Source organism: Streptomyces sp. NPDC001443 (genome assembly GCF_053597355.1).
This window is the reverse complement of record NZ_JBSFIA010000004.1, coordinates 20,329-43,445: the sequence shown is the minus strand read 5'-3', so window position 1 is coordinate 43,445 and position 23,117 is coordinate 20,329. Positions and strand designations below refer to the sequence as shown.

The 23,117-nt window shown below is 72.8% G+C and carries 17 protein-coding genes; 7 read left to right on the top strand and 10 right to left on the bottom strand.

All coding sequences use genetic code 11. From position 1 onward, the window contains the following. Positions 1 to 49: 49 nt before the first annotated feature. Positions 50 to 688, top strand: a complete 639-nt coding sequence (locus ACWC24_RS06840; RefSeq protein ID WP_450661771.1) for an N-acetyltransferase family protein — start codon at positions 50 to 52, stop codon at positions 686 to 688. Between the two features lie 32 nt (positions 689 to 720). Here ACWC24_RS06840 and ACWC24_RS06835 read toward each other — a convergent pair whose 3' ends face one another. From ACWC24_RS06835 to ACWC24_RS06810, 6 genes are all read right to left on the bottom strand, one after another. Continuing rightward, on the bottom strand, positions 721 to 1,911 hold the full coding sequence (locus ACWC24_RS06835) for a YncE family protein (RefSeq protein ID WP_450661770.1): 1,191 nt from the start codon (positions 1,909 to 1,911) through the stop codon (positions 721 to 723). Further along, positions 1,911 to 2,708 (bottom strand): polysaccharide deacetylase family protein, encoded by a 798-nt coding sequence (locus ACWC24_RS06830; protein WP_450661769.1) that lies wholly within the window; start codon positions 2,706 to 2,708, stop codon positions 1,911 to 1,913. Before ACWC24_RS06830 ends, ACWC24_RS06835 begins: the two co-directional genes overlap by 1 nt. Before the next feature lie 174 nt (positions 2,709 to 2,882). Beyond that, complete coding sequence (locus ACWC24_RS06825; RefSeq protein WP_450661768.1) at positions 2,883 to 3,386, bottom strand: ATP-binding protein; 504 nt, start codon at positions 3,384 to 3,386, stop codon at positions 2,883 to 2,885. A 336-nt stretch (positions 3,387 to 3,722) separates the two neighbouring features. Beyond that, positions 3,723 to 4,490 (bottom strand): enoyl-CoA hydratase/isomerase family protein, encoded by a 768-nt coding sequence (locus tag ACWC24_RS06820; RefSeq protein ID WP_450661767.1) that lies wholly within the window; start codon positions 4,488 to 4,490, stop codon positions 3,723 to 3,725. 78 nt (positions 4,491 to 4,568) lie between these two features. After that, positions 4,569 to 5,825: a L,D-transpeptidase gene (locus ACWC24_RS06815; protein WP_450661766.1), complete on the bottom strand. Its 1,257-nt coding sequence runs from the start codon at positions 5,823 to 5,825 to the stop codon at positions 4,569 to 4,571. Between the two features lie 163 nt (positions 5,826 to 5,988). Further along, entirely contained in the window at positions 5,989 to 7,218 is a 1,230-nt protein-coding gene (locus ACWC24_RS06810) for an Ig-like domain-containing protein (RefSeq protein WP_450661765.1), read from the bottom strand. Positions 7,219 to 7,378: 160 nt separating this feature from the next. Between ACWC24_RS06810 and glgX the strand changes: the two genes are divergently transcribed. Continuing rightward, positions 7,379 to 9,640 carry a glycogen debranching protein GlgX gene (gene glgX / locus ACWC24_RS06805; RefSeq protein ID WP_450661764.1) on the top strand — a complete coding sequence of 754 codons (2,262 nt, stop codon included), beginning with the start codon at positions 7,379 to 7,381 and terminating at the stop codon, positions 9,638 to 9,640. Between the two features lie 16 nt (positions 9,641 to 9,656). Here glgX and ACWC24_RS06800 read toward each other — a convergent pair whose 3' ends face one another. Genes ACWC24_RS06800 through ACWC24_RS06785 form a run of 4 tightly spaced genes read right to left on the bottom strand, consistent with a single transcriptional unit; the run spans position 9,657 to position 13,200 of the window. Then, positions 9,657 to 10,292, bottom strand: a complete 636-nt coding sequence (locus ACWC24_RS06800; protein ID WP_450661763.1) for a response regulator — start codon at positions 10,290 to 10,292, stop codon at positions 9,657 to 9,659. Next, entirely contained in the window at positions 10,282 to 11,532 is a 1,251-nt protein-coding gene (locus ACWC24_RS06795; protein ID WP_450661762.1) for a sensor histidine kinase, read from the bottom strand. The genes ACWC24_RS06800 and ACWC24_RS06795 overlap by 11 nt, the downstream gene beginning before the upstream one ends. A 25-nt stretch (positions 11,533 to 11,557) precedes the next feature. Continuing rightward, a complete protein-coding gene (locus ACWC24_RS06790; protein WP_450661761.1) occupies positions 11,558 to 12,292 on the bottom strand; it encodes an ABC transporter permease in 735 nt (244 codons plus the stop codon). Beyond that, a complete protein-coding gene (locus tag ACWC24_RS06785; protein WP_450661760.1) occupies positions 12,289 to 13,200 on the bottom strand; it encodes an ABC transporter ATP-binding protein in 912 nt (303 codons plus the stop codon). Before ACWC24_RS06785 ends, ACWC24_RS06790 begins: the two co-directional genes overlap by 4 nt. A gap of 184 nt (positions 13,201 to 13,384) precedes the next feature. Between ACWC24_RS06785 and ACWC24_RS06780 the strand changes: the two genes are divergently transcribed. The 5 genes from ACWC24_RS06780 (at position 13,385) to ACWC24_RS06760 (ending at position 23,045) form a co-directional block, all read left to right on the top strand. Next, positions 13,385 to 15,199, top strand: coding sequence for an ABC transporter ATP-binding protein (locus tag ACWC24_RS06780; RefSeq protein ID WP_450661759.1), 1,815 nt, complete (start codon positions 13,385 to 13,387; stop codon positions 15,197 to 15,199). Next, positions 15,196 to 17,055 carry an ABC transporter ATP-binding protein gene (locus ACWC24_RS06775; RefSeq protein ID WP_450661758.1) on the top strand — a complete coding sequence of 620 codons (1,860 nt, stop codon included), beginning with the start codon at positions 15,196 to 15,198 and terminating at the stop codon, positions 17,053 to 17,055. Before ACWC24_RS06780 ends, ACWC24_RS06775 begins: the two co-directional genes overlap by 4 nt. 16 nt (positions 17,056 to 17,071) lie before the next feature. Then, entirely contained in the window at positions 17,072 to 18,880 is a 1,809-nt protein-coding gene (locus tag ACWC24_RS06770; RefSeq protein WP_450661757.1) for an ABC transporter ATP-binding protein, read from the top strand. Then, positions 18,877 to 20,646, top strand: a complete 1,770-nt coding sequence (locus tag ACWC24_RS06765) for an ABC transporter ATP-binding protein (RefSeq protein WP_450661756.1) — start codon at positions 18,877 to 18,879, stop codon at positions 20,644 to 20,646. The genes ACWC24_RS06770 and ACWC24_RS06765 overlap by 4 nt, the downstream gene beginning before the upstream one ends. Before the next feature lie 344 nt (positions 20,647 to 20,990). Continuing rightward, the gene (locus tag ACWC24_RS06760; RefSeq protein WP_450661755.1) at positions 20,991 to 23,045 is read left to right on the top strand and encodes a M4 family metallopeptidase; all 2,055 of its coding nucleotides are present in this window, start codon (positions 20,991 to 20,993) and stop codon (positions 23,043 to 23,045) included. Positions 23,046 to 23,117 lie beyond the last annotated feature (72 nt).

The following is a 23,117-nucleotide window of genomic DNA, read 5'->3' as shown; positions in this document are numbered from 1 at the left end:
AGTCTGGGCCTTCCAGTGGGTGGAGACTCAAGCGGGGAGACGGGACGCGATGACGCGGAACCTGCGGGACATTCTGGAGGCGGCGGCCCGGGGGGTGTTCCCCGCGGCGGACGGCGGTACGACGGTGGTGCCCCAGCACTCGCCCCGGGACGCCGGGGTCATCGCCTTCACCGCGCACTCCGTGGTCTTCACCGACGAGGACCCGCGGTGGGTGCGCGAGGCGCTGGCCGCGGTGGACTGCGACGCGCTCGCGGCGTCCATGAACCCCCGGTTCCTGACGGCCCTGCTGGACCGCACGGGCCGCCGCCACGACACGATCGACCTGCTCCTGGCCGGCTCCCCGCTGCCGGGCGGGCCGGCGCTGCCCCTCACCGAGATCGAGGACCCGGACCATCCCCGGGTCGTCGCCTCCCGCCGGCGCCGGGACGACGTGCGGGTGTGGACCGCCGAGGGGGGTGTGCTGGTGCTGGGGCGCGGGGTCGCGGGGCGGCTGGAGGTCGCGGTCGAGGTGGCCGAGGGGCTACGGCACCGAGGGCTGGGCCGGCGCCTGGTGACGGCGGCGCGGCAGCTCGGCGGGGGCGAGCCGGTGTGGGCCCAGGTGTCGCCGGGCAACGCCCGCAGTCTGCGGGCGTTCCAGGCGGCCGGTTACGTCCCGGTGGGGTCGGAGGCGCTGCTGGGGCCCCGCTGACGGCCTCGGGGCGCCCGGTGGCGGGTCGGGCGTCAGCGGAAGACCCCGGTGTGGCCGAGCGAGTAGCGGCCGGGCTGGGGGTAGACCGCGAGGCCGTGCGGGCCGTGGCCGACCTTGATGCGGGCCAGTTGCCGGCCGGTGGCGGTGTCGATGGCGTACACCTCGGAGTTGTACCGGCCCGACAGCCACAGCACCTTGCCGTCGGCGGAGACCCCTCCCATGTCGGGGCTGCCGCCGTTCGGCAGGTGCCACTTCCTGGTCAGTTCCTTCTTGCGGAAGTCGAAGACGGAGATGGTGCCCTCGCCCCGGTTGGAGATGTACATCTCGTGGGAGTCGCGGCTGACGTACAGGCCGTGAGCGCCCTTGCCGGTGGGCAGCAGGGTCGGCCGGGTGAACCGGTCGCCGTCCAGGACCCACACGCCGTCGGCCTTCATGTCGGCGATGTAGAAGGTCTTGCCGTCCGGGGAGATCTTGACGTCCTGCGGCATCGCGCCCTGGTAGGGGAGCTTCTCCTGCGCGATCACCTTCATCTTCGCGGTGTCGACCTTGAGCAGTTCGCCGCTGAACTCGCAGGAGACGATGAAGTAGCGGCCGTCGGTGGAGAAGTCGGCGTGGTTGACGCCGTAACAGGTCACCGGCAGGGATTTGATCCGCTTCATGGTGTGGGGGTCGCGGAAGACGAGTTCGCGGTCCTGGGAGGCCATGACGACGGCGTACTTGCCGTCGGGCGTGAAGTAGAGGTTGTACGGGTCGTGCACCTCGACGGGCTTGCCCGCGGTGCCGGTCCTCGGGTCGATGGGGGTGAGGGTGTTGCCGAGGTCGTTGTTGACCCACAGGGTCTTCAGGTCCCAGGAGGGCACGACGTGCTGGGGCTGGTGGCCGACCGGGATCGTCTCCATGACCCGGTACGTCTTCGGGTCGATGACGGTGACGGTGTCGGACTGGGTGTTGGGGACGTAGACGCGGGAGGGGAAGTCCTTGACCACCGGCGAGAGCTGGTTCGGGCGGTCGGCGGCGTAGACGTCGTTCGGGTCGAGGACGGGGGGCATGCCGGGCAGGCTCTGGTCGTCGGCCTGCTGCTTGGGCCGGGGCTCCCGGATCGCCGCGGCCTTGGTGGCGGCGCTCTCGTGCGCCTGGTCCCCGGAGCCGCAGGCGGCGAGAAGGGTGACGGGGACGAGGGCGGCGGCGGTCAGGAGGGCGCGCCCGAGCGGTTTCGCGTGCATCAGCTGAACAGCTCCGTGGTGGTGACCGCGTGCAGTCCGCGGCGGCCGAGTTCGTCGAGTACGGCGGGGAGCGCGGCGAGCGTGCCCGGGTAGCCGAAGTGCAGGCTGACCACGGATCCGTTGCGGATCTCGCCGAGCACCTTGCGGGTGACGGCGGCCGCGCCGGGCTCGGTGAAGTCGAGGGAGTCGACGTCGTAGGAGAGGACGTGCGGGTATCCGGCGCGGGCCGCCAGCCGTTCGACGAGCGGCGAGGCGCGCGGGGAGCGGGAGGGGCGGAACCAGGTGCCGATGGACCCGGTGAGGCGCTTGAGCCGGTCGGCGCAGGCGCGGATCTCGGCCCGCGCCCCGGACTCGGACATCGCGTTGATGTCCAGGTGGTGGTGGGTGTGGTTGCCGAGGTCGTGACCGCCGTCGAGGATGCGGCGGGCGATGTCGGGGTGGTCGTCGAGCCAGGTGCCGACGGCGAGGACGGTCAGCCGGGCGCCGCGTTTCTCGGCCGCGGTGAGCAGGGAGCGGGCGATGCCCGGGTCGCCCTGGCCGTGGAAGGTGAGGGCCACGCGGGGACGGTCGCGCGGCCCGTGGGTGAGCTCGGCGGGCCGGCCCGGCAGGCGGCGCGGGGCCGGGGCGACGGCCGGGACGGGGGTGGCGGCGCGCGCGGGCGCGGCGCCGGTGGGAGGGGTGCTCGCGGGTGCGGGGTGGGCGGCGGCACCGGTCGTGGCGCATCCGGCGGCCAGTGCTCCGCCGGTCACGAGCCCGGCGCCCGCCCGCAGTGCCGTGCGACGGTCGGTATGGGTCATCCGCACCATTTAAAGGGTGCATTGTAAGAAAAGGAGCGATTGGCTCCCCCGATGGCCGACGCGGGTCGCGGGGTCGTACGGGCCGAAGCGGTCGTACGGGCCGAAGCGGTCGCCCGGACCGAGACGGTCGCCCGGACCGAGACGGTCGCCCGGACCGAGACGGTCGCCCGGGCCTCAGCGTTCGGCGACTCTCATCTCGAACCAGGTCGTCTTGCCCCGCGGCAGGAGGTCGACCCCCCAGCGGTCGGAGAGCTTGTCGACGAGGAACAGGCCCCGGCCGCTGATGTCCATCTCCTGGACCGGCATGAGACAGGGCAGGCCCCGGGAGGGGTCGCGGACCTCGACCCGGATCCAGCCGCGGCGGCGGCGCATCCGCAGGCCGAAGACCCGGGCGCCGGTGTGGCGTACGGCGTTGCCGACGAGTTCGGAGACCAACAGGACCGCGTCCTCGGCCATCTTGGGGGTCAGGCCCCACTGGCGCAGGACCACCACCTGGGCCAGCCGACGTGCCGTCGCGGCGGACTCGGGGCGGGACGGCAGCGGGACCTCCGCCTCCGTGGGATTGCCGAACAGCTCCAGGGCCTTCAGTGCTCGTTCGTCCTCGACCGCAGGCGACCAGCGCGCCGCCGTCGGACGGCCCTGTCCCCGCGGCTGTTCGATGCCCTCCAGCCCCGCCATGCCCCCCATCATGGCCGTCCGTACGGTTCTCCGGGGTCGTTCTGGAGGAATACGTCCCCCGGAAGGCAATATTCCGCCCGATTCGATCGGCATATGCCAGAGGCAGTTCGGCGTCCGCGACAGCCCCTCCGACCTGCACCGGAGGCAAGATCCGAGGCGATCGACAGGCCACCTCGACAAGGCGGGCTTAAGGCCTGTTTAAGGTTTCCATAAACCGCCCCATCGAGGGACCCGGGATCAGACACCGTGTCAATTGCAAGTGGTTCGGGAGAGTTTCACCGGGCCGGTTTCACCGAGCCGTTCTCACCGGAACCTCACCTTGCGTCCGGCGCGCCGTCACTGGAACTTGGCCTTGCCGGGCCCCTCCTCCACGAAGCTCCGCATGCCGCGCTCGCGGTCCTCGGTGGCGAACAGGCCCGCGAACCAGGTGCGTTCCACGGCCAGTCCGGTCTCGATGTCCGTCTCCAGGCCGGTGTCGACCGACTCCTTCGCCGCGCGCAGCGCGAGCGCCGGGCCCTGGGCCAGCTTCGCCGCCCAGGCGTGCGCCTGCGAGTAGACCTCGGCGGCCGGGACGACCCGGTCCACCAGGCCCAGTGCCAGCGCCTCCTCGGCCTTCACCATGCGGCCCGTGAAGATCAGGTCCTTGGCCCGGGAGGGGCCGATCAGCCGGGCCAGGCGCTGGGTGCCGCCCGCGCCCGGGATCAGGCCGAGCAGGATCTCCGGCTGGCCGAGCTTGGCGTTGTCCGCCGCGATGCGGTAGTCCGCGCACAGCGCCAGCTCGCAGCCGCCGCCCAGGGCGTAGCCGGTGACGGCCGCCACCACGGGCTTGGGGATGCGGGCCACGGCCGTGAACGAGTCCTGGAGGGCGCGCGAGCGCAGGACCATCGCCGTGTGGTCCATCGCCTGCATCTCCTTGATGTCCGCGCCCGCCGCGAACACCTTCTCCCCGCCGTACAGCACCACCGCGCGGATGTCCTCGCGGCGGGCGGCCTCCTCGGCCAGCTCCTTGATGCGGTCCTGGACGGCGACGTCCAGCGCGTTCATCGGCGGGCGGTCCAGACGGATGGTGCCCACACCTTCGGCGACTTCAAGATGCACAGTCATGAGGGCCAGGTTAACGGGCATTAACGCATGCGGCCCCGGTGCGGTACCTCACACCGGGGCCGTACGGTCGGCAGGCGCTCAGGCCTTCCACTTCTCCCAGGACATGTTCCAGCCGTTGAGGCCGTTGGCCGGGTCGACCACCGGGTCGGTGGAGTGCTTGACCTCCACCACGTCACCGATCATCGAGTGGTTGAAGAACCAGGCGGCGGGCACTCCGCTGTCGTAGCCGCCGCGCACGTCGCGCAGGCCGACACAGCCGTGGCTGGCGTTGTAGTTGCCGAACGCGTCGCCGCCCCAGTAGTTGCCGTGCACGAAGGTGCCGGAGTCGGTCAGGCGCATGGCGTGCGGGACGTCCTTGATGTCGTACTCGCCGTCGTAGCCGACGGTGTCGCCGTTCATCCGGGTCACCTTGAACTTCTCGCTGATGACCATGCTGCCGTTCCAGGTCGCGTAGCCGGCCTTGCCGGTGGTGACCGGGATGGTCCTGACGGTCTTGCCGTCCTGCGTGACCTTCATCGTGTGCTTCTTGGCGTCCACGACGGACACCTGGTTGCGGCCGATGGTGAAGGAGACGGTCTTCGACTGCTTGCCGTAGACGCCCTTGCGGCCCTCGACACCGTCGAGGTTCAGCTTGACGGTGACCTTGGTGCCGGACTTCCAGTATTCCTCGGGGCGGAAGTCCAGACGGTCGTTGCCGAACCAGTGGCCCTCGACGTCCACGGCGGGCTCGGTCGTGATCTCGATGGCCTTCTTCACGTCGTCCGGCTTGGTGATGCCGCGCGTGAAGCGGACCGAGAACGGCATGCCGACACCGACGGTGGAGCCGTCCTCGGGGGTGAAGGTGCCGATGAAGGTGTTCTTCGGGCTGAGCGTGGTGAAGGAGGAGTCCTCGGCGGCCGTGCGGCCCGCGGCGTCCTTGGCGACCGCGTGGACCTCGTACTTGGTGGAGGCCGCCAGGTGCGTGGCGGGCGTCCAGCCGGCGCCGTCCGCCGAGATGGTGCCGTCGACCTTCGTGCCCTTGGCGTCCTTGACGGTGACCTCGGTCAGCTTGCCCTTGGTGGCGCTGACCTTGAGGACGCCGCTGGTGTCGACCTCCTTGGCGCCGGTCTTGGGGGCGATGGTGACGACCGCCTCCGACTGCGCGCTCTGGGTCGCGGACGCCTGCTTGCCCTTGTCCTTGCCGTCGCCGGATCCGGCGTCCGCTCCGCCGCCGCAGGCGGTGACGGAGACCAGCAGCACGCCGAGGGCGGCCGCCATCAGTCCGCCCCGACCCCGCTTCCGCGTCCCACCCGCGCGCGCGTCAACCGACGCCCCCGATATCGGTCGCACGTTCAACTCTTCTCCCCTCGCCGGACCCCGGTCCGGCCACCCCGGCGCACCCCATGCGCCCTCTGGCGCATATTAACCACATGATCAGTGCGGCTGATGCCCGCCGATTGTCACCGTTCAGTCCCAACTGAGGTCCCTCCCCCGTCATCCGGTCCCGCGTCCCGCCCGGTCACTTGTCCGCGCTCCCCTTCTTCCACTCCTTCCACCCCATGTTCCAGCCGCCCAGCCCGTTGTCGGGGGCGACCTTCTTGTCGTCGCTGTGGACGACCTCGATGACGTCACCGATCAGGCTGCGGTCGAAGAACCAGCCCGCGGGGGTGTCCGACGCGCCGCCCTTCACGTCCCGCAGCCCCACGCACCCGTGGCTGACGTTGGTGTGCCCCGGGGCGTCGGGCGCCCAGTAGTTGCCGTGCAGGAAGGTGCCCGACTCGGTCAGCTGCATGGCGTGCGGCACGTCCGGGATGTCGTACTCGCCGCCGAAGCCGACCGTGCGGCTGTTCATCCGGGTGACCTCCAGCATGTCCATCACCACCATCTTCCCGTTGTAGGTGGTGGTCTTGGGGGCGCCCGCGGTGATGGGAACGGTGGCCACCAGTGAGCCGTCGCGCCGCACCTGCATGGTGTGCTTCGCCGCGTCGACCAGCGAGACCTGGCTGCGGCCGACGGTGAAGGAGACCGTCCGGTACTGGAGTCCGTAGACCCCGCGCGCCCCCTCGACGTCCCGCAGGCGCAGGCTGACGGTGACCCTGGTGCCGGGCTTCCAGTACTGCTCGGGGCGGAAGTCCAGGCGGTCCTTGCCGAACCAGTGCGGGCGGACCTCGACCGGCGGCTGCGCGGTGACGCTGACGGCCCGCTCGACGGCGGCCCGGTTGTCGATCTTCCGGCTGAAGGCCAGCGAAACGATCATTCCGGTGCCGACCGTGGAACGGTTCTCCGGGGTCACGTACCCGATGAACCGCTCCGCGGGGACGTAGGTGGTGAAGGTGGTGTGCCGCGCCGAGCGGCGGCCGTCGTCGTCGACGGCGACCACGTCGACCGTGTACTTCGCCGCGAGCGCCAGCTGCTCCGTGGGCTCCCAGCGCCGCCGGTCCGGGGAGACGCGGCCGGGCACCGGGGTCTCCTGCGCGTCCTGCGACTTGACGACCTTCACCGACTCCAGGCGCCCGTCCGGCACCTGGATCCCCAGCGCCCGGCCGGGGCGGACCTCCTTGCTGCCGTCGTCCGGCGAGATCCGGATGACGTCCTCGGGGGCCGGCGCTCTGCCGAGCGCCCCGCCGGCGCCGATCACCCCCGTCGGGTCCGTGTCGCAGCCGGCGGCGCCCGCAAGCAGCCCTGCCCATGTCAGTACGGCGGCCAGCGCGGCCCCCGCGCGCCGTGCGCGCCCGTGTACGTGCCTCACATGGATGCCAACGACCGGCGCGCCCCGTGGAAACGTGAGTGCGAGCCATGAGCTGGGCAGAACAGTGGGGAGGACGACGCGACAGGTGACCGCGGCCGGGACGCCGCGGGCCCGTCACCCGTTGTTCCACGTCGTGCCATGAGCCGCGGGAGGCCGAACCGTGTCCAGCGCAGCCGAGCAGGAGGCGGTGGCGGAAGAGCGCGCCACCGGGGACGGGCGTCCGGTCGCCGCCGCCAACGGCGCACGGCGCAGGACGCCCGGGATGCCGGTGTGGCCGGGTGCGCCGACGCCGCTGGGGGCCCGCTTCCGGGTCGGCCCGGACGGGGTGGCGGGCACCAACTTCGCGCTGTGGGCGGGCGGGGCCGAGGCGGTCGAGCTGTGCCTGTTCGACGGGCGCGGCCCGGACAGCAGGGAGACCCGCGCCCGGCTGACCGAACTGACGCACGAGATCTGGCACGGCTTCGTCCCGGGGGTGATGCCGGGTCAGCGGTACGGCTTCCGGGTGCACGGCCGCTGGGACCCGTGGACCGGCGCCCGCTGGAACCCGGCGAAACTGCTCCTCGACCCGTACGCGCGCGCGGTGGACGGCGACTTCCGGCTGCCGCCCGAGGTGTACGGGCATGTCCGCGACTGGCCCCAGCAGCAGGTCGCCGACACCGTGCGCGACGACCGGGACTCCGCGCCGTACGTCCCGAAGGGCGTGGTCGTGCACGACGACGCGCCGGACGACGAGTGGACGGACGACCGCCGCCCGAAGACGCCCTGGGCCGACTCGGTGATCTACGAACTGCACGTCAGGGGCTTCACCAAGCTGCACCCCGGCATCCCGCCGGAGCTGCGCGGCACCTACGCGGGCCTCGCGCACCCGGCGGCGGTCGAGCATCTGGTGAAGCTGGGCGTGACGGCCGTGGAACTGCTGCCGGTGCACCAGTTCGCGCACGAGGACCATCTGCTGCGGCGGGGGCTGCGCAACTACTGGGGCTACAACTCGATCGGCTACTTCGCCCCGCACGCCGGGTACGCCGCCTCCGGTACGACCGGTCAGCAGGTCGGCGAGTTCAAGGACATGGTCCGGGCGCTGCACGCGGCCGGCATCGAGGTCATCCTCGACGTGGTCTACAACCACACCGCGGAGGCCGGCGAGCTGGGCCCGACGCTCTCCCTCAAGGGCATCGACAACCGCGGCTACTACCGGCTCCAGTCGGACGCCCGCCGCTACGCCGACTACACCGGCTGCGGCAACACCCTGCACGTGGTCCAGCCGCAGGTGCTGCGCCTGATCACCGACTCGCTGCGCTACTGGGTGACGGAGATGGGCGTCGACGGCTTCCGTTTCGACCTCGCGGCCGCGCTGGCCCGCTCCATGCACGACGTGGACATGCTCTCCCCGTTCCTGGCCGTCATCGCCCAGGACCCGGTGCTGCGCCGGGTGAAGCTCATCGCCGAGCCCTGGGACGTCGGCTCCGGCGGCTACCAGGTCGGCGCGTTCCCGCCGCTGTGGACCGAGTGGAACGACCGCTACCGCAACGCCGTACGGGACTTCTGGCGGCACGCCCTGCCGGACGTGCGCGAGATGGGCTACCGGCTGTCGGGGTCGAGCGACCTGTACGCCTGGGGCGGGCGGCGGCCGTACGCCTCGGTCAACTTCGTCACCGCGCACGACGGTTTCACCCTGCGCGACCTGGTGTCGTACGAGCGCAAGCACAACGAGGCCAACGGCGAGGGCAACCGGGACGGCACGGACGACAACCGGTCGTGGAACGGCGGCGCGGAGGGCGAGAGCGAGGACGAGGGGGTACGGGCGCTGCGGCGGCGCCAGCTCCGCAACCTGCTGACCACCCTGCTGCTGTCCACCGGCGTACCGATGCTGGTCGCGGGCGACGAGCTCGGGCGCACCCAGCGCGGCAACAACAACGCCTACTGCCAGGACAACGAGATCGGCTGGCTGGACTGGAGCCTGCTGGAGGAACCCGGCTGGCGTGCCCTGTTCGAGCTGACGTCACGGCTGATCGCGCTGCGCCACCGCCATCCGGTGCTGCGCCGCCGGGCGTTCTTCTCCGGGCGGGCGCACTCGGCGGACGGGCTGCGGGACCTGGCCTGGTTCACCGCGCGGGGCGCGGAGATGACGGAACGGGACTGGTACGCGCCCGCCGCCACGCTGGGCATGTACCTCTCCGGGCGGGACATCCCGGGCCGCGACGAGCGGGGCGCGCCGGTCGTCGACGACAGCTTCCTGGCGGTGCTGCACGCCGGGGACCGGCCGGTGAGCTTCGTGCTGCCGGGGCCGCCGTGGGCGGAGCGCTACGAGGTGGTGGTGGACACCTCGTGGGAGGAGCAGGCTCAGCCGCCGGGGGTGACGCACCGGGCGGGGGAGGCGATCACGGTGCCGGCCCGGTCCGTGCTGCTGCTGAAGGTCGGCTGAACGGCGAGCGTTCGGGTCAGCCGAGGATCCCGCGCTCGTACGCCGTCGCCACCGCGGCCGCCCGGTCCTTGACGCCGAGCTTGGCGTACAGGTGGGTGAGGTGGGTCTTCACGGTCGCCTCGCTGATGAACAGCTCGCGGGCTATCTCGCGGTTCGGGGTACCCCGGGCGACCAGGGCCAGGACCTCCCGCTCGCGCGCGGACAGCGGCTCCGCGCCGGGCGCGCGCACGGCGTTGACCAGGCGGGAGGCGACGGCCGGGGAGAGGACCGTACGGCCCTCGGCGGCGGCCCGGACGGCGGTGAACAGCTCGTCGCGGGGCGCGTCCTTCAGCAGGTACCCGGTCGCGCCCGCCTCGATCGCGGGCAGGGTGTCGGAGTCGGTGTCGTAGGTGGTCAGCACCAGGACCCTGGCGCGGGCCCGGCGGCGGGTCAGTTCGGCGATGGCGTCCACTCCCCCGCCGCCCGGCATCCGCAGGTCCATCAGGATCACGTCCGGGTCGAGGGCGGCGGCCAGTTCGACGGCCTCCACCCCGTTCACCGCCTCGCCGACGACCGTGAAGCCGGGCGCGGAGTCGAACATGCCGCGCAGGCCGTCGCGTACGACGGGATGGTCGTCGACGATCAGCAGCGAGATGGCGGTGTCATCGGTCATGGCGCACCAACGGTACGCGAGCCGACAGCGCGGTGCCGTGGCCCGGTTCGGACTCCACGGCGAGGGAACCGGCGATGCGTTCGGCGCGGGCGCGCATCCCGTCGAGGCCGAACCCGCCGGTGCGGGTGCGCCGCGGCAGGTTCTCGGGGTCGAAGCCGGTGCCGTCGTCGCGGACGTCGAGGGTGACCTCGTCGCCCATGAAGCTCAGGGTGACGCCGAGGCGGGTGGCTGCGGCGTGCCGGGCCGCGTTGGACAGGGCCTCCTGGGCGATGCGGAGCAGGGTCGCCGCGACCTCCTCGTGCAGTTGCTCCGCCGTACCGGTGACGGTGAACTCGGCGCGTATGCCCGTCCGTTCGCCCCACTCGCCGACCGTCTTCTTCAGTGCCTCGGGCAGCCCGTCGTCGGCGAGCGCGACGGGGGCGAGGTTGTGCACGCTGCGGCGGGCCTCGCCGAGGCTGTGCCGGGCCAGGTCGGCGGCCCGGCCCAGGTGGGTGCGGGCCACGTCCAGGTCGGGGGCGCTCGCGACGACCTGGAGCTGGGCGATGATGCCGGTCAGGCCCTGGGCGATGGTGTCGTGGATCTCGGCGGCAAGCCGTCGGCGCTCGTCGGCGACCCCGGCCTCCCGCGCCTGGACGAGGAGTTGGGCGTGCAGCGCGGCGTTCTCGTCGAGGGCCTGCTGCAACGCGGCGTTGGTGCGGCCGAGTTCGGCGATGGTCTCGGCCTGGGTGCGGGCGTGCGCCTGCTCCTGCACGTTGAACCGGTTGAAGAGGGCGACCAGTCCGAGGTTGGCGCCGAACACCACGAGGAAGCCGAGCCACCACAGCAGATCGCGCGGCGGCATGCCGCCGATCTCGCTGCCCGCCATGGTGACGGCGGTCAGGAAGAGGCCCGGCAGCATCAGCCGCCGGGTCAACTGGCGGGCGGCGCTGTAGTAGCCGGTGACGGCGTAGAAGGCGAAGAAGGGGTTGAGCCAGGTGAGCATGAAACCGAGGGCCCAGCGGACGAGGTACAGCGTCGCGCTCGTACGGTTGGGCCCCGACCACTTCCGGGCCGCCCGTCCCCAGCAGAGCTGGAGCAGCAAGGACGCGGCCACCAGCACGCCGGCGGCCCACATCGCGGCCGGTGTCATCCCGACCGCCCGGGCCGAACCGGCGGCGGTCAGCACGCCCACGGCGAGCAGGGCGTAGGGCCCCCAGAGGTCGAAGAAGGCCCTGCGCTCCGGATGTTCGGCCTGTGTCATGCAGCCAGTGTCCGGCACGGTCGGCTCACTCCCACCGGAACCAGCGCGCCGCGCCCGCCGTCAGCAGCACCGTCCAGACCGTGAGCACGCCCAGGTGGTCCCAGCCGGGCCAGTGTCCGGCGGCGGCCTGGTCCAGGGCGCGGGCCGCCGCGCCGAACGGGGTCAGCGTCACCCCCCGGGCCAGCGCGTGCGGCATCGCCCGCACCGGGATCCACACGCCCGCGCAGAACATCATCGGGAAGAACACCGCCGAGCCGATGGCGCCGGCGACCTTCGTGGTGCGCGACAGCGCCGAGACGACCGCGCCGAGGGCGAGGGCCGCCGCGGCCGCGAGCAGCAGCGCCAGCAGGTACCCGGCGGGCTGTCCGGGCAGCCGTACGTCGAAGGCGAGTCTGCCGACGGCGAGCGCGAGCAGCGCCGAGCCCAGCGCCACCGCGCCCTGCACGGTCATCTGCGCGGTCAGCAGGACGGTGGGCCGCACGGGGGTGACCCGCATCCGGCGCAGGATGCCGCGCTCCCGGTAGCCGGTCAGCGCCTGGGGCAGGATCTGCACCCCGGACATGATCAGCGCGATCAGTACGGCGATGGGCACGTAGGCGTCGACCGGCCGCAGCCCGCCCAGGGAGTCGTCGGCGTCCCGGAACGACGGGATCGAGCCGAGGATCACCAGGAGCAGGGTCGGGAACAGGAAGACCCAGAAGACGGCGCCGGGTTCGCGGCGGAACAGCCGGAACTCGGCACGCAGGACCGCGGTGTTCACAGTGTCTTCTCCTTCTCCTCGGTGAGATCGAGGAACGCGTCGTCGAGCGTGGCGTCGGTGACGCGCAGTTGGTGGGCGGTGATCCGGTGGCGGGCGAGCAGGGTGATAACGGCGTCGACCGTCTCGTCGGTGCCGGAGAGCGTGACGCGGCCGTCCTTGTGCTCGACGGACGCGAGCGCGGGGAGCGCGTCCAGTTCCCGGTCGTCCAGCGGGGCGGACGGGGTGAAGCTGATGACGGTGGCGCCCGCGGAACGCCGGATCAGTCCGGCCGGGGTGTCCAGGGCGGCCACCCGGCCCTTGTCGATCACCGCTATCCGGTCGCAGAGCCGCTGGGCCTCCTCCATGAAGTGGGTGACCAGCAGGACGGTGACCCCGCCCGCCCGTACGTCCTCGATGAGTTGCCAGGTGTCCCGGCGGGCGCGGGGGTCCAGGCCGGTGGTCAGTTCGTCCAGGACGACGATCCGCGGGTTGCCGATCAGGGCGAGCGCGATGGACAGGCGCTGTTTCTGGCCGCCGGAGAGCTTCCCGAACCGGGTGGTGAGCCGGTCGGTCAGGCCCAGCCGCTCGGCGAGCGGGCGCCAGTCCAGCGGGTCGGGGTAGAAGGCGGCGTACAGCTCCAGTGCCTCGCGGACGGTGAGTTTCGCCTGGAGTTCGCTCTCCTGGAGCTGGGCGCCCAGGACGCGGGCGACCCGTTCGTGGTCGGCGACCGGGTCGAGGCCGGTGACCCGGACCCGGCCGGCGTCGGGCACGCGCAGGCCCTCGACGCACTCGACGGTGGTGGTCTTGCCGGCGCCGTTCGGGCCGAGGACGCCGAAGATCTCGCCCTCCTCCACGGCGAAGGAGACACCGTCGACGACGGCGCGGCCCCCGTAGACCTTGCGCAGGTCGGTTACCTCTATGACGGACATGCGTCGAGCGTGCCGCGGGGAGCGCCGCGGGCACATCGGCCGTCCCGCTCGAACGGGCATCAGCCGATCGGATGATGCGGGGGTACGACCCTGGCGAACACGCAGGTCGTAGGACCTTCGTCCGAACCGGGTCCGGCCAAAACTCGGTGGGCGACGTCAGTGGCGTTCCGTAGGCTCGCTCCTGATGTCCACTACACCTGCCGCCGCCGAGAACCGCTCCGCCGTGCGCACCCTGCTACGGCTGTGGCCGTACGTGCGCCCGGTGCGGGTGCGTCTGTTCACCGCCGCCTTCATCGCGATCGTCGCCTCCTGCGTGGGGCTGGTGATACCGCTGGTGCTGAAGTGGATGGTCGACGGGCCGATCGCCGCCCGGGACTCCGCGGGCGTGTGGCGGGGCGCGCTGTACCTGCTGCTGCTCGGAATCGCCGAGGCACTGCTGTTCGGCCTGCGGCGCTGGCTGGTGGCGCGGCCGCTGTCGCATGTCGAGGCGTCGATGCGGGCGCGGCTGTACCGGCACCTCCAGCGGCTGCCGGTGGCCTTCCACGACCGGTGGGCCTCTGGACAACTGCTGTCACGGGCGACCACCGACCTGATGCTGGTCCGGATGTTCCTCGCCTTCCCGCTGACGTTCCTGCTGGTCAACGGGGTGACCATTGCCATCGGCGTGGTCATCATGCTGCTCCAGGACTGGACGCTGGGCCTGGTGATCCTGGGGCCGACGGTGCCCCTGGTGGTCATGTGCGTGGTCTTCGAGGAGCGGTACGCGCACGCGGCGCGGCGCGCGCAGGACCAGGTCGGCGATCTGACCACGGTGGTCGAGGAGAGCGTGCTCGGCATCCGCATCGTCAAGGGGTTCGGGCGCCACCGCAGTCAGGCGCGGGCGTTCCGTGAGCTGGCGCGGTCGCTGCGGGACACGGAACTGCGCAAGGCGCGGCTGCTGGCGGCGATCTGGGCGGTGATCGTGACCCTGCCGGAGCTGGCCATCGGGGCGGCCCTGGTGGTCGGGGCGGTGCAGGTGGCGGACGGCGCGCTGTCGGCGGGCACGCTGGTGGCCTTCCTGTCGACGGCGCTGGCGCTGCGCTGGCCGGTGGAGTCCATCGGCTTCCTGCTGGCGATGAGCCAGGAGGCGTCGACGGCGACCGAGCGGTTCTTCGAGGTGATGGACGCGCCGCCGGAGGCGACCGCTCCGGACGCCCCGCCCGCCGCGAACGGCTCACCCGCCGAGGACGGCGGGCTGCGCTTCCACGGCGTCCGGTTCCGCTATCCGGACGCCGCGCCGGACTCCCCGCCGCTCCTCGACCACATCGAACTGCACGTCCGCCCCGGTGAGTCGATGGCCCTGGTCGGGGCCACCGGAAGCGGCAAGACCACGCTCACCGCGCTCGTCCCCCGGCTGCACGAGGTGACGTCCGGGCGGATCACCCTGGACGGCGAGGACATCACCGCCATGCCCCGCGAGGAGCTGCGCGCGAAGGTCGCGGTCGCCTTCGAGGAGCCCACGCTGTTCTCGGCGAGCGTCGGGGACAACGTCCTGATGGGCGCCGGCGGCGACGCCGGCGCGCCGGAGCTGGAGCGGGCCCTGACCGTCGCCCAGGCGGCCGACTTCGTGCACGCGCTGCCGCAGGGGACGCTGACCCAGGTCGGCGAACAGGGCCTGAGCCTGTCCGGCGGCCAGCGGCAGCGCCTCGCGCTGGCGCGCGCGGTGGTCGGCCGGCCGCGGTTCCTGGTGCTCGACGACCCGCTGTCGGCCCTGGACGTGCACACCGAGGCCGCCGTCGAGGCCGCCCTGCGCCGGGTGCTCGTGGACACCACGGCCCTGATCGTCGCCCACCGGCCGTCCACGGTCCTGCTCGCCGACCGGGTCGCCCTGCTCGCCGACGGACGCATCCAGGCCGTCGGCACCCACCAGGAACTGCTGCGCACCAGCACGGAGTACGCCCGGCTGATGTCCGGGGACGATCCCGCAGACCCGTCCGGCCACGAGGAGGGCGACCGATGACCGCCGCCACGACGTCCGCCGCCGCCACCGAGGGGGAGGACGAACCGGAGCGCCCCGAGCAGGCCGCCGACCCCTTCGACCGCGACGTACTGCCCACCCCGCCCGGTGCCACGGCCGCGCTGCTGCGCTCCCTGCTGGCCCCGATGAAGGGGCGGGTGGCGCTGACCACGGCCCTGCTGCTGCTCCAGCAGGCGGCGGTGCAGACGGGGCCGCTGCTGGTGGCGTACGCCATCGACCGGGCCGTGCCGGCGCTGCGCGACGGCGACCGCGGGCCGCTGATCGCGGTGGCCGTCGCCTATCTGCTGTGCGCGCTGGTGTCGGGCGGGATGCAGTACGCGTTCACCGTGGTCTCCGCCCGGGTGAACCAGGACGTCCTGCTCGATCTGCGCGGCCGGATCTTCCGCCACGCCCAGGCGCTCAGCGTGGACTTCCACGAGCGCTACACCTCGGGCCGGCTGATCTCCCGCTCCACGACGGACGTCGAGTCGCTGCGCGAGCTGCTCAACGAGGGCTTGCAGGAGCTGGTGACGGTCCTGCTGTCGTTCGTGTACATCGGGGCGATGCTGCTCTGGCTGGACCTCGGGATCGGCGCGGTCGCGGTGGCCTCGGCCGTGCCGCTGTACCTGCTCGTACGGCTGTACCAGCGGCGCGCGGGCGAGGTGTACCGGGAGCGGTCCACGGCGATCGCGGCGGTGATCGTGAAGTTCGTGGAGACGATGAACGGCATCCGGCCGGTGCGCTCCTTCCGCCGCGAGGCCGCCAACGACGCCGAGTTCGCCGTCCTCAACCGGCGCCACGAGCGCACCAACGGCGACGCGCTGCTGGAGATGGCCCGCTATGTCGTCGGCTCCCGGCTGGTGTCCGGCACCGCCCTGGCCCTGACCGTGCTGTGGGGGGCCTGGCGGGTGGCGGACGACTCGCTGGCGCTGGGCGTGCTGGCGGCGGCCGTGCTGTACCTGCGGCGGCTGTACGACCCCATCGACCGGCTCGGCATGTTCCTCAACTCCTACCAGTCGGCGGCCGCCTCGCTGGAGAAGATCGCGGGCCTGCTGGCACAGACGCCGTCCGTGCCCGAGGCCGCCAGGCCCCTGGAGCTGCCCGCGCGCGAGGGCGACCACCCGGGGCGCACGGTCGTCTTCGACGGCGTCCGGTTCGCCTACCGCACCGGCGGCGAGATCCTGCCCCGCTTCGACCTGACCCTGCCGGCCGGGCAGACGGTCGCGGTCGTCGGCTCCACCGGCGCCGGCAAGTCCACGCTGGCCAAGCTGCTGGCCCGCTTCTACGACCCCACCGCGGGCCGCGTCACACTGGACGGCGTCGACCTGCGCGACCTCGCGCTACCCGAACTGCGGCGCGGGGTGGTGATGGTGACCCAGGAGGCGTTCCTGTTCTCCGGCACGGTCGCCGAGAACATCGCGATCGGCCGCCCGGACGCGAGCCGGGAGGAGATCGAGCGGGCGGCGAAGGCGATCGGCGCGCACGAGTTCATCAGCGCCCTGCCGGACGGCTACGACACGGACGTCCGCAAGCGGGGCGGCCGGATCTCCGCCGGTCAGCGGCAACTCGTCGCCTTCGCGCGGGCGTTGCTCGCCGACCCGGCGGTGCTGATCCTCGACGAGGCGACCAGCTCGCTGGACATCCCCGGGGAGCGTGCGGTGCAGCAGGCGATGACGACGGTGCTGCGCGGCCGTACCGCGGTGGTGATCGCGCACCGGCTGTCGACCGTCGAGATCGCCGACCGGGTGCTGGTCATGGAGCACGGACGGATCGTGGAGGACGGCAGTCCGGCGGAACTGACCGCGGGCACCGGCAGGTTCTCCGACCTGCACCGGGCCTGGCGGGACAGTCTGGTCTGAGCGGGGGGACCCGGAAGTGATCGACGCGTACGAGGACCCCGGCACGCCCGACGTCCGCGGTGGCTGGCACTACCTGTGGTGGCTGGTGACCCGGCAGCCCCGGCGGTCCGTCGCCGGGGCGGTGATCGCCAGTGTCTGGATGGTGCTCGGCGCGGCGACGCCGTATCTGATGTCCCGGGCGATCGACGACGGTCTCCAGCAGGGCGACCTCGGCGCGCTCGCCGGGTGGACGGCCGCGCTGTTCGCGGTCGGGGCGTTCAACGCCTGGCTGGGCATCATGCGGCACCGCACGATGACCCGGGTGCGGATGGACGCCAACTTCCGCACGGTCAAGGTGGTCGTCGGGCACACGGTGCGGCTGGGGGCCTCGCTGGCCCGCCGGACCGGGGCCGGCGAGGTGGTCACGATCGGCGTCGGTGACGTGCAGACGATCAGCACGTCCCTCACGGTGGTCGGGCCCGGGGTCGGCGCGCTCGTCGCCTACACCGTGGTCGCCGGGCTGCTGCTGTCGGTCTCGGCACGGCTGGCCGTGGTGGTGCTGCTCGGGGTGCCGGTGATCGTCGTACTGGTGGGGCCGCTGCTGGGGCGGTTGCAGGGCGCGGAGTCGGAGTACCGGGAGCGGCAGGGCGTACTGACCGCGCGCATCGGCGATCTGGCGGGCGGTCTGCGGGTCCTCAACGGCCTGGGCGGCAAGGAGCTGTTCGCGGACGCCTTCCGCCGGGACTCGCGGCGGCTGCGCGAGCAGGGCTACCGGGTCGGCGCGGTGACGAGCTGGATGCAGGCGCTCGGGGTCGGACTGCCGACCCTGTTCCTCGGCGTGGTGACCTGGCTCGCGGCCCGGTCGGCAGCCCAGGGCGAGATCACCGTGGGCGAGCTGGTGGCGGTGTACGGCTATGTCGCGGTCCTGGTGGGCCCGGTGGCGTTCCTGGTCGAGTTCGGCCACCAGCTCGCCCGGGGCGTGGTGGCCGCCCGGCGGGTGGTGGGGCTGCTGCGGCTGGAGCCCGAACCGGACGGCGGCGCGTGTGCCGCCCCGGCCGAACCGGCGGTGCTGTACGACCCGGAGTCCGGGGTGCGGGTGGCGCCGGGACGACTGACCGCGCTGGCCGGGGCGCGGCCCGCCGACACGGCGGCCGTGCTCGACCGGCTCGGCCGGTACGCGCCGTCGGCGGCGACCTGGGGCGAGACCCGTCTGGACGAGATCCCGCTGGCGCAGGTCCGGGCGCGGATCCTGGTCGCCGACCACGACGCCGACCTGTTCGCGGGCACGCTGCGGGAACTGGTCGGCGGCCGCCGGGAGCCGGCCGAGCGGAACATCCGGCGGGCGGTGCACTCGGCGGTGGCCGACGACATCGTGCAGGGTCTGCCGGACGGGCTCGACTCGGCGATCGACGCGCGGGCCCGCAATCTGTCCGGCGGGCAGCGGCAGCGGGTCCGGCTGGTGCGGGCGCTGCTGGCCGACCCGGAGGTACTGCTGGCGGTGGAGCCGACGTCGGCCCTCGACGCGCACACCGAGGCGGCGGTGGCGGCCCGGCTGCGGCCGGCCCGCAGCGGCCGCACCACCGTGCTGACCACCACCTCCCCGCTCGTCCTCGACCACGCCGACACCGTGCACTTCGTGGTGGACGGCAAGGTGGCCGCGACGGGCACGCACCGGGAGCTGCTGGCCCGGGAGCCGGGCTACCGGGCCCTGGTCGCGCGGGGCGCCGACGCGGACGCGGACGCGGACACCGAGACAGCCGCGGACACAGAGGCGGGCGCGGACATCGGGACGAGAGCGGGCACCGGGACGGGCGCGGCCGCCGGTGCCGAGGAGGTCGTGGCATGAGCCGAGGGCAGCTGCCCGTCGCCGGACCCGCCGAGGTGCGGCGGGCGGCGGTGCGGCTGGTGCGGGCCGACGGGCGCGGGTTCTGGGCCGTACTGGCGCTGAACGCGGCGGCCGCCGGAGCCGGACTGGCCGGGCCCTGGCTGCTGGGGCGGATCATCGACACGGTGCGGGCCGGGGGCGGGGTCGCGGCGGTGGACCGGCTCGCGGCCGGCATCGTGCTGTGCGCGCTCGGGCAGCTGCTGCTGGCACGCTGGGCCCGGTACGCGGGACACCGGTTCGGGGAGCGGACGCTGGCGCGGGTGCGCGAGGAGTTCGTCGACCGGGCGCTGGCACTGCCCGCGTCCGTGGTGGAGCGGGCCGGCACCGGCGATCTGACGGCGCGCGGCACGGCGGACGTGACGACCGTCGGCACCACCCTGCGCGACGCCGGGCCCGAGCTGCTGATCAACTCCGTGCAGGCGCTGTTCCTGCTGGGCGCGGTCTTCGCGCTCGACCCGCTGCTCGGCGTGGTCGGGGTGGCCTGCCTGGCCCCGATCGGGGTGGTGCTGCGCTGGTATCTGCGCCGGGCCCGGGAGGGCTATCTGGCGGAGGGCGCGGCCGGTTCGCAGGTCGCCGAGATCCTCGGGGCGACCGCGTCCGGGGCGCGTACCGTCGAGGCGTTCCACCTCGGCGAGCGGCGGATCGCGGCGAGCCGCGAGGCGCTGGAGGTCTCCCGGCGCAGACGGCTGTACACGCTGTTCCTGCGGACGGTGTTCTTCCCGGCGGTGGAGACGTCGTACGTCCTGCCGGTGGCCGGGGTGCTGCTGGTCGGCGGGGTGCTGCACGGCCACGGGGGGACGAGCCTGGGCGCGGTGGTGGCGGGCGCGCTGTATCTGAAGCAGCTCGGCACACCGCTGGACGAGGTCCTCATGCGGGTGGAGATGCTCCAGAGCAGCGGGGCGTCGTTCGCGCGGGTGGAGGGGCTGGCGCGGGCCGCGCGCGCGGACGCCGCCGGGCGGTACGCGCCGCCCTCGGACGACCGCATCGACGTGACCGGGGTGCGGTACGCCTACGACCGCGGCGGCGAGGTGCTGCGCGGCGTCGACCTGACCGTGCGGCCCGGGGAACGACTGGCGGTGGTCGGCCCGTCCGGCGCCGGCAAGACCACGCTGAGCCGGCTGCTCGCGGGCGTCGACGCGCCGAGCGCCGGCGCCGTGACGGTGGGCGGGGTGCCGGTCTCGGAGCTCGGGCCGGAGCGGCTGCGCCGCCAGGTCGTGCTCGTCACCCAGGAGCACCACGTCTTCCTGGGCACGGTCCGCGACAACCTGCGGATCGCCGAACCGTCCGCCGGGGACGCGCAGTTGTGGGCGGCGCTGGCGACGGTCGGCGCCGAGGCCTGGGTGCGCGCCCTGCCCGACGGCCTGGACACCGAGCTCGGCGAGGGCGGCCTGGGCACCGACGGCTCCCAGGCGCAGCAACTCGCCCTGGCACGCGTGGTGCTGGCCGATCCGCACACGCTCATCCTCGACGAGGCCACCGCGCTGCTGGACCCGGCGACCGCCCGGCACACCGAGCGGGCCCTGGCCGCGGTATTGCGCGGCCGTACGGTCATCGCCATCGCGCACCGGCTGCACACCGCGCACGACGCCGACCGCGTCGCCGTGATGGAGGACGGCCGTCTCGCCGAACTCGGCACGCACGACGAGCTGGTGGCGGCCGGCGGGGCGTACGCCGCGCTGTGGGCGACCTGGCACGGCGACCCGGCGGACGGCTCCGTACCCGTCTGACCCGTCGGAGGGCGCGCCCCGGCTGACCGCGCGGGTGGGGGCGCCCCCGCCTGACTCCCCGGAGGGGCCGCACCCGGCCCCTCGACCAACACTCCGTATATCGAACACGAACCCCCGGACAACGAACCGTTTCCGGCCAACTTCCTGACACGCTCCTGACATTCGGCGCATCTCCTGCGACGCTACACACAGCCCGCTCACAGCAACCCCACAGGTTCGTGCCTGTGCCGGGCCCAGCTCTCACGCACCTGGTTCTGCGTACCGCCTTGTTCTGCCCGGACGGCCGGCCAGCCGTCCGGTCTCCCCTGGCCGTGCGATCCGCGGCCGTGCAGAAGGAGTCAGTGTTGAGCAGCAGTTCCTCTCACAGACGCACCTCCCACACCCCGTACCGCAAGACCGCCGCCGTCGCCCTCGTCGGCGTCTCGGCGCTGATCGCCGCGGCCGTGCAGTCCGGCGCCGCGTCCGCCGCCCCCGACCGGACGCCGACCGCGCCCGTGTCGGGCCAGGTCAGACCGGGCGCCGAATCGGTCCGGCTGACGCCGGCCCAGCGCGCCGCGCTGATCCGCGAGGCCGACGCCGCCAGGGCGGACACCGCCCGGGACCTGGGCCTGGGCGCCAAGGAGAAGCTCGTCGTCCGCGACGTCCTCAAGGACGCCGACGGCACGGTCCACACCCGCTACGAGCGCACCTACGACGGCCTCCCGGTGCTCGGCGGCGACCTGGTCGTCGACACCACCGCCTCCGGAGCCACCGCGTCCGTCACCAGGGCCACCCGGTCCGCCGTCTCGGTCGCCTCGCTCACCGCCGCCGTCCCCGCCGCGCAGGCCGAGCGGCAGGCCCTGTCCCTCGCCAAGGACGCGGGCGCCGCGCGGGCCACGGCCGACCGGGCACCGCGCAAGGTCGTCTGGGCCGCGAGCGGCACGCCCGTCCTCGCCTACGAGACCGTCGTCGGCGGCCTCCAGGATGACGGCACCCCCAACCAGCTCCACGTGATCACCGACGCGGCCACCGGCAAGAAGCTCTTCGAGTACCAGGGCATCGAGACCGGCACCGGGAACACGATGTACAGCGGCACGGTCACGCTCGGCAGCACGCAGTCGGGGTCGACGTACAACCTGACGGACACCGCCCGCGGCAACCACAAGACGTACAACCTCAACCACGGCACCTCCGGCACCGGCACCCTCTTCTCGGGCTCCGACGACACCTGGGGCAACGGCAGCGCGTCCAACCTGGAGACCGCCGCCGCCGACGCGCACTACGGGGCGGCGGTGACGTGGGACTACTACAAGAACGTGCACGGGCGGTCCGGCATCCGCGGTGACGGGGTGGGCGCGTACTCGCGGGTCCACTACGGCAACAACTACGTCAACGCGTTCTGGGACGACAGCTGCTTCTGCATGACCTACGGCGACGGCTCGGGCAACACCCACCCGCTCACCGCGATCGACGTGGCCGGCCACGAGATGAGCCACGGCGTCACCTCCAACACCGCCGGCCTCAACTACAGCGGTGAGTCCGGCGGGTTGAACGAGGCCACCTCCGACATCTTCGGCACGGCGGTCGAGTTCTACGCGGCGAACGCCACCGACGTCGGCGACTACCTCATCGGTGAGAAGATCAACATCAACGGCGACGGCACCCCGCTGCGCTACATGGACAAGCCCAGCAAGGACGGCGCGTCCAAGGACAGCTGGTACTCCGGCATCGGCTCGGTGGACGTGCACTACTCCTCGGGCCCCGCGAACCACTTCTTCTATCTGCTGAGCGAGGGCAGCGGCGCCAAGGTCATCAACGGCGTCAGCTACAACTCGCCCACCTCCGACGGGCTTCCGGTCACCGGCATCGGCCGCGCCAAGGCGGAGAAGATCTGGTTCCGCGCGCTCACCACGAAGTTCACCTCGACCACCAACTACGCGGCGGCCCGCACCGGCACCCTGGCGGCGGCGGGCGACCTGTACGGTACGACGAGCGCCGAGTACAAGGCGGTGCAGGACGCCTGGGCGGCCGTCGCGGTCGGCTCGCGCTCCGGTGGCGGCGGCGGTGGCGGCACGTCCTTCGAGAACACCGCCGACGTATCGATTCCGGACAACGGAGCGGCCGTCACGTCGTCGATCACGGTCTCCGGACGGACCGGCAACGCCCCCTCGAACCTTCAGGTCTCGGTCGACATCGTGCACACCTGGCGCGGCGACCTCGTGATCGACCTGGTGGCCCCCGACGGGTCGGCGTACCGCCTGAAGAACTTCAGCTCCTCCGACTCGGCGGACAACGTGAACGCGACCTACACGGTGAACGCGTCCTCCGAGGTCGCCAACGGTACGTGGAAGCTGAAGGTCCAGGACCAGGCGGCCCAGGACACCGGTTACATCAACAGCTGGAAGCTCACCTTCCCGTAGGCCGCGGGCCGCACCCGGCACCCGCGGACAGGGCGCCGCCCCGGAGGTTCGACTCCCCGGGGCGGCGCCCGC

What these genes read in the sequence shown, in the direction of transcription:
- ACWC24_RS06840 (WP_450661771.1), top strand. Translation starts at nt 50, where the DNA reads ATGACGCGGAACCTGCGGGACATTCTGGAGGCGGCGGCCCGGGGGGTG.
- ACWC24_RS06835 (WP_450661770.1), bottom strand. Translation starts at nt 1,911, where the DNA reads ATGCACGCGAAACCGCTCGGGCGCGCCCTCCTGACCGCCGCCGCCCTC.
- ACWC24_RS06830 (WP_450661769.1), bottom strand. Translation starts at nt 2,708, where the DNA reads ATGACCCATACCGACCGTCGCACGGCACTGCGGGCGGGCGCCGGGCTC.
- ACWC24_RS06825 (WP_450661768.1), bottom strand. Translation starts at nt 3,386, where the DNA reads ATGGCGGGGCTGGAGGGCATCGAACAGCCGCGGGGACAGGGCCGTCCG.
- ACWC24_RS06820 (WP_450661767.1), bottom strand. Translation starts at nt 4,490, where the DNA reads ATGACTGTGCATCTTGAAGTCGCCGAAGGTGTGGGCACCATCCGTCTG.
- ACWC24_RS06800 (WP_450661763.1), bottom strand. Translation starts at nt 10,292, where the DNA reads ATGACCGATGACACCGCCATCTCGCTGCTGATCGTCGACGACCATCCC.
- ACWC24_RS06795 (WP_450661762.1), bottom strand. Translation starts at nt 11,532, where the DNA reads ATGACACAGGCCGAACATCCGGAGCGCAGGGCCTTCTTCGACCTCTGG.
- ACWC24_RS06785 (WP_450661760.1), bottom strand. Translation starts at nt 13,200, where the DNA reads ATGTCCGTCATAGAGGTAACCGACCTGCGCAAGGTCTACGGGGGCCGC.
- ACWC24_RS06780 (WP_450661759.1), top strand. Translation starts at nt 13,385, where the DNA reads ATGTCCACTACACCTGCCGCCGCCGAGAACCGCTCCGCCGTGCGCACC.
- ACWC24_RS06775 (WP_450661758.1), top strand. Translation starts at nt 15,196, where the DNA reads ATGACCGCCGCCACGACGTCCGCCGCCGCCACCGAGGGGGAGGACGAA.
- ACWC24_RS06765 (WP_450661756.1), top strand. Translation starts at nt 18,877, where the DNA reads ATGAGCCGAGGGCAGCTGCCCGTCGCCGGACCCGCCGAGGTGCGGCGG.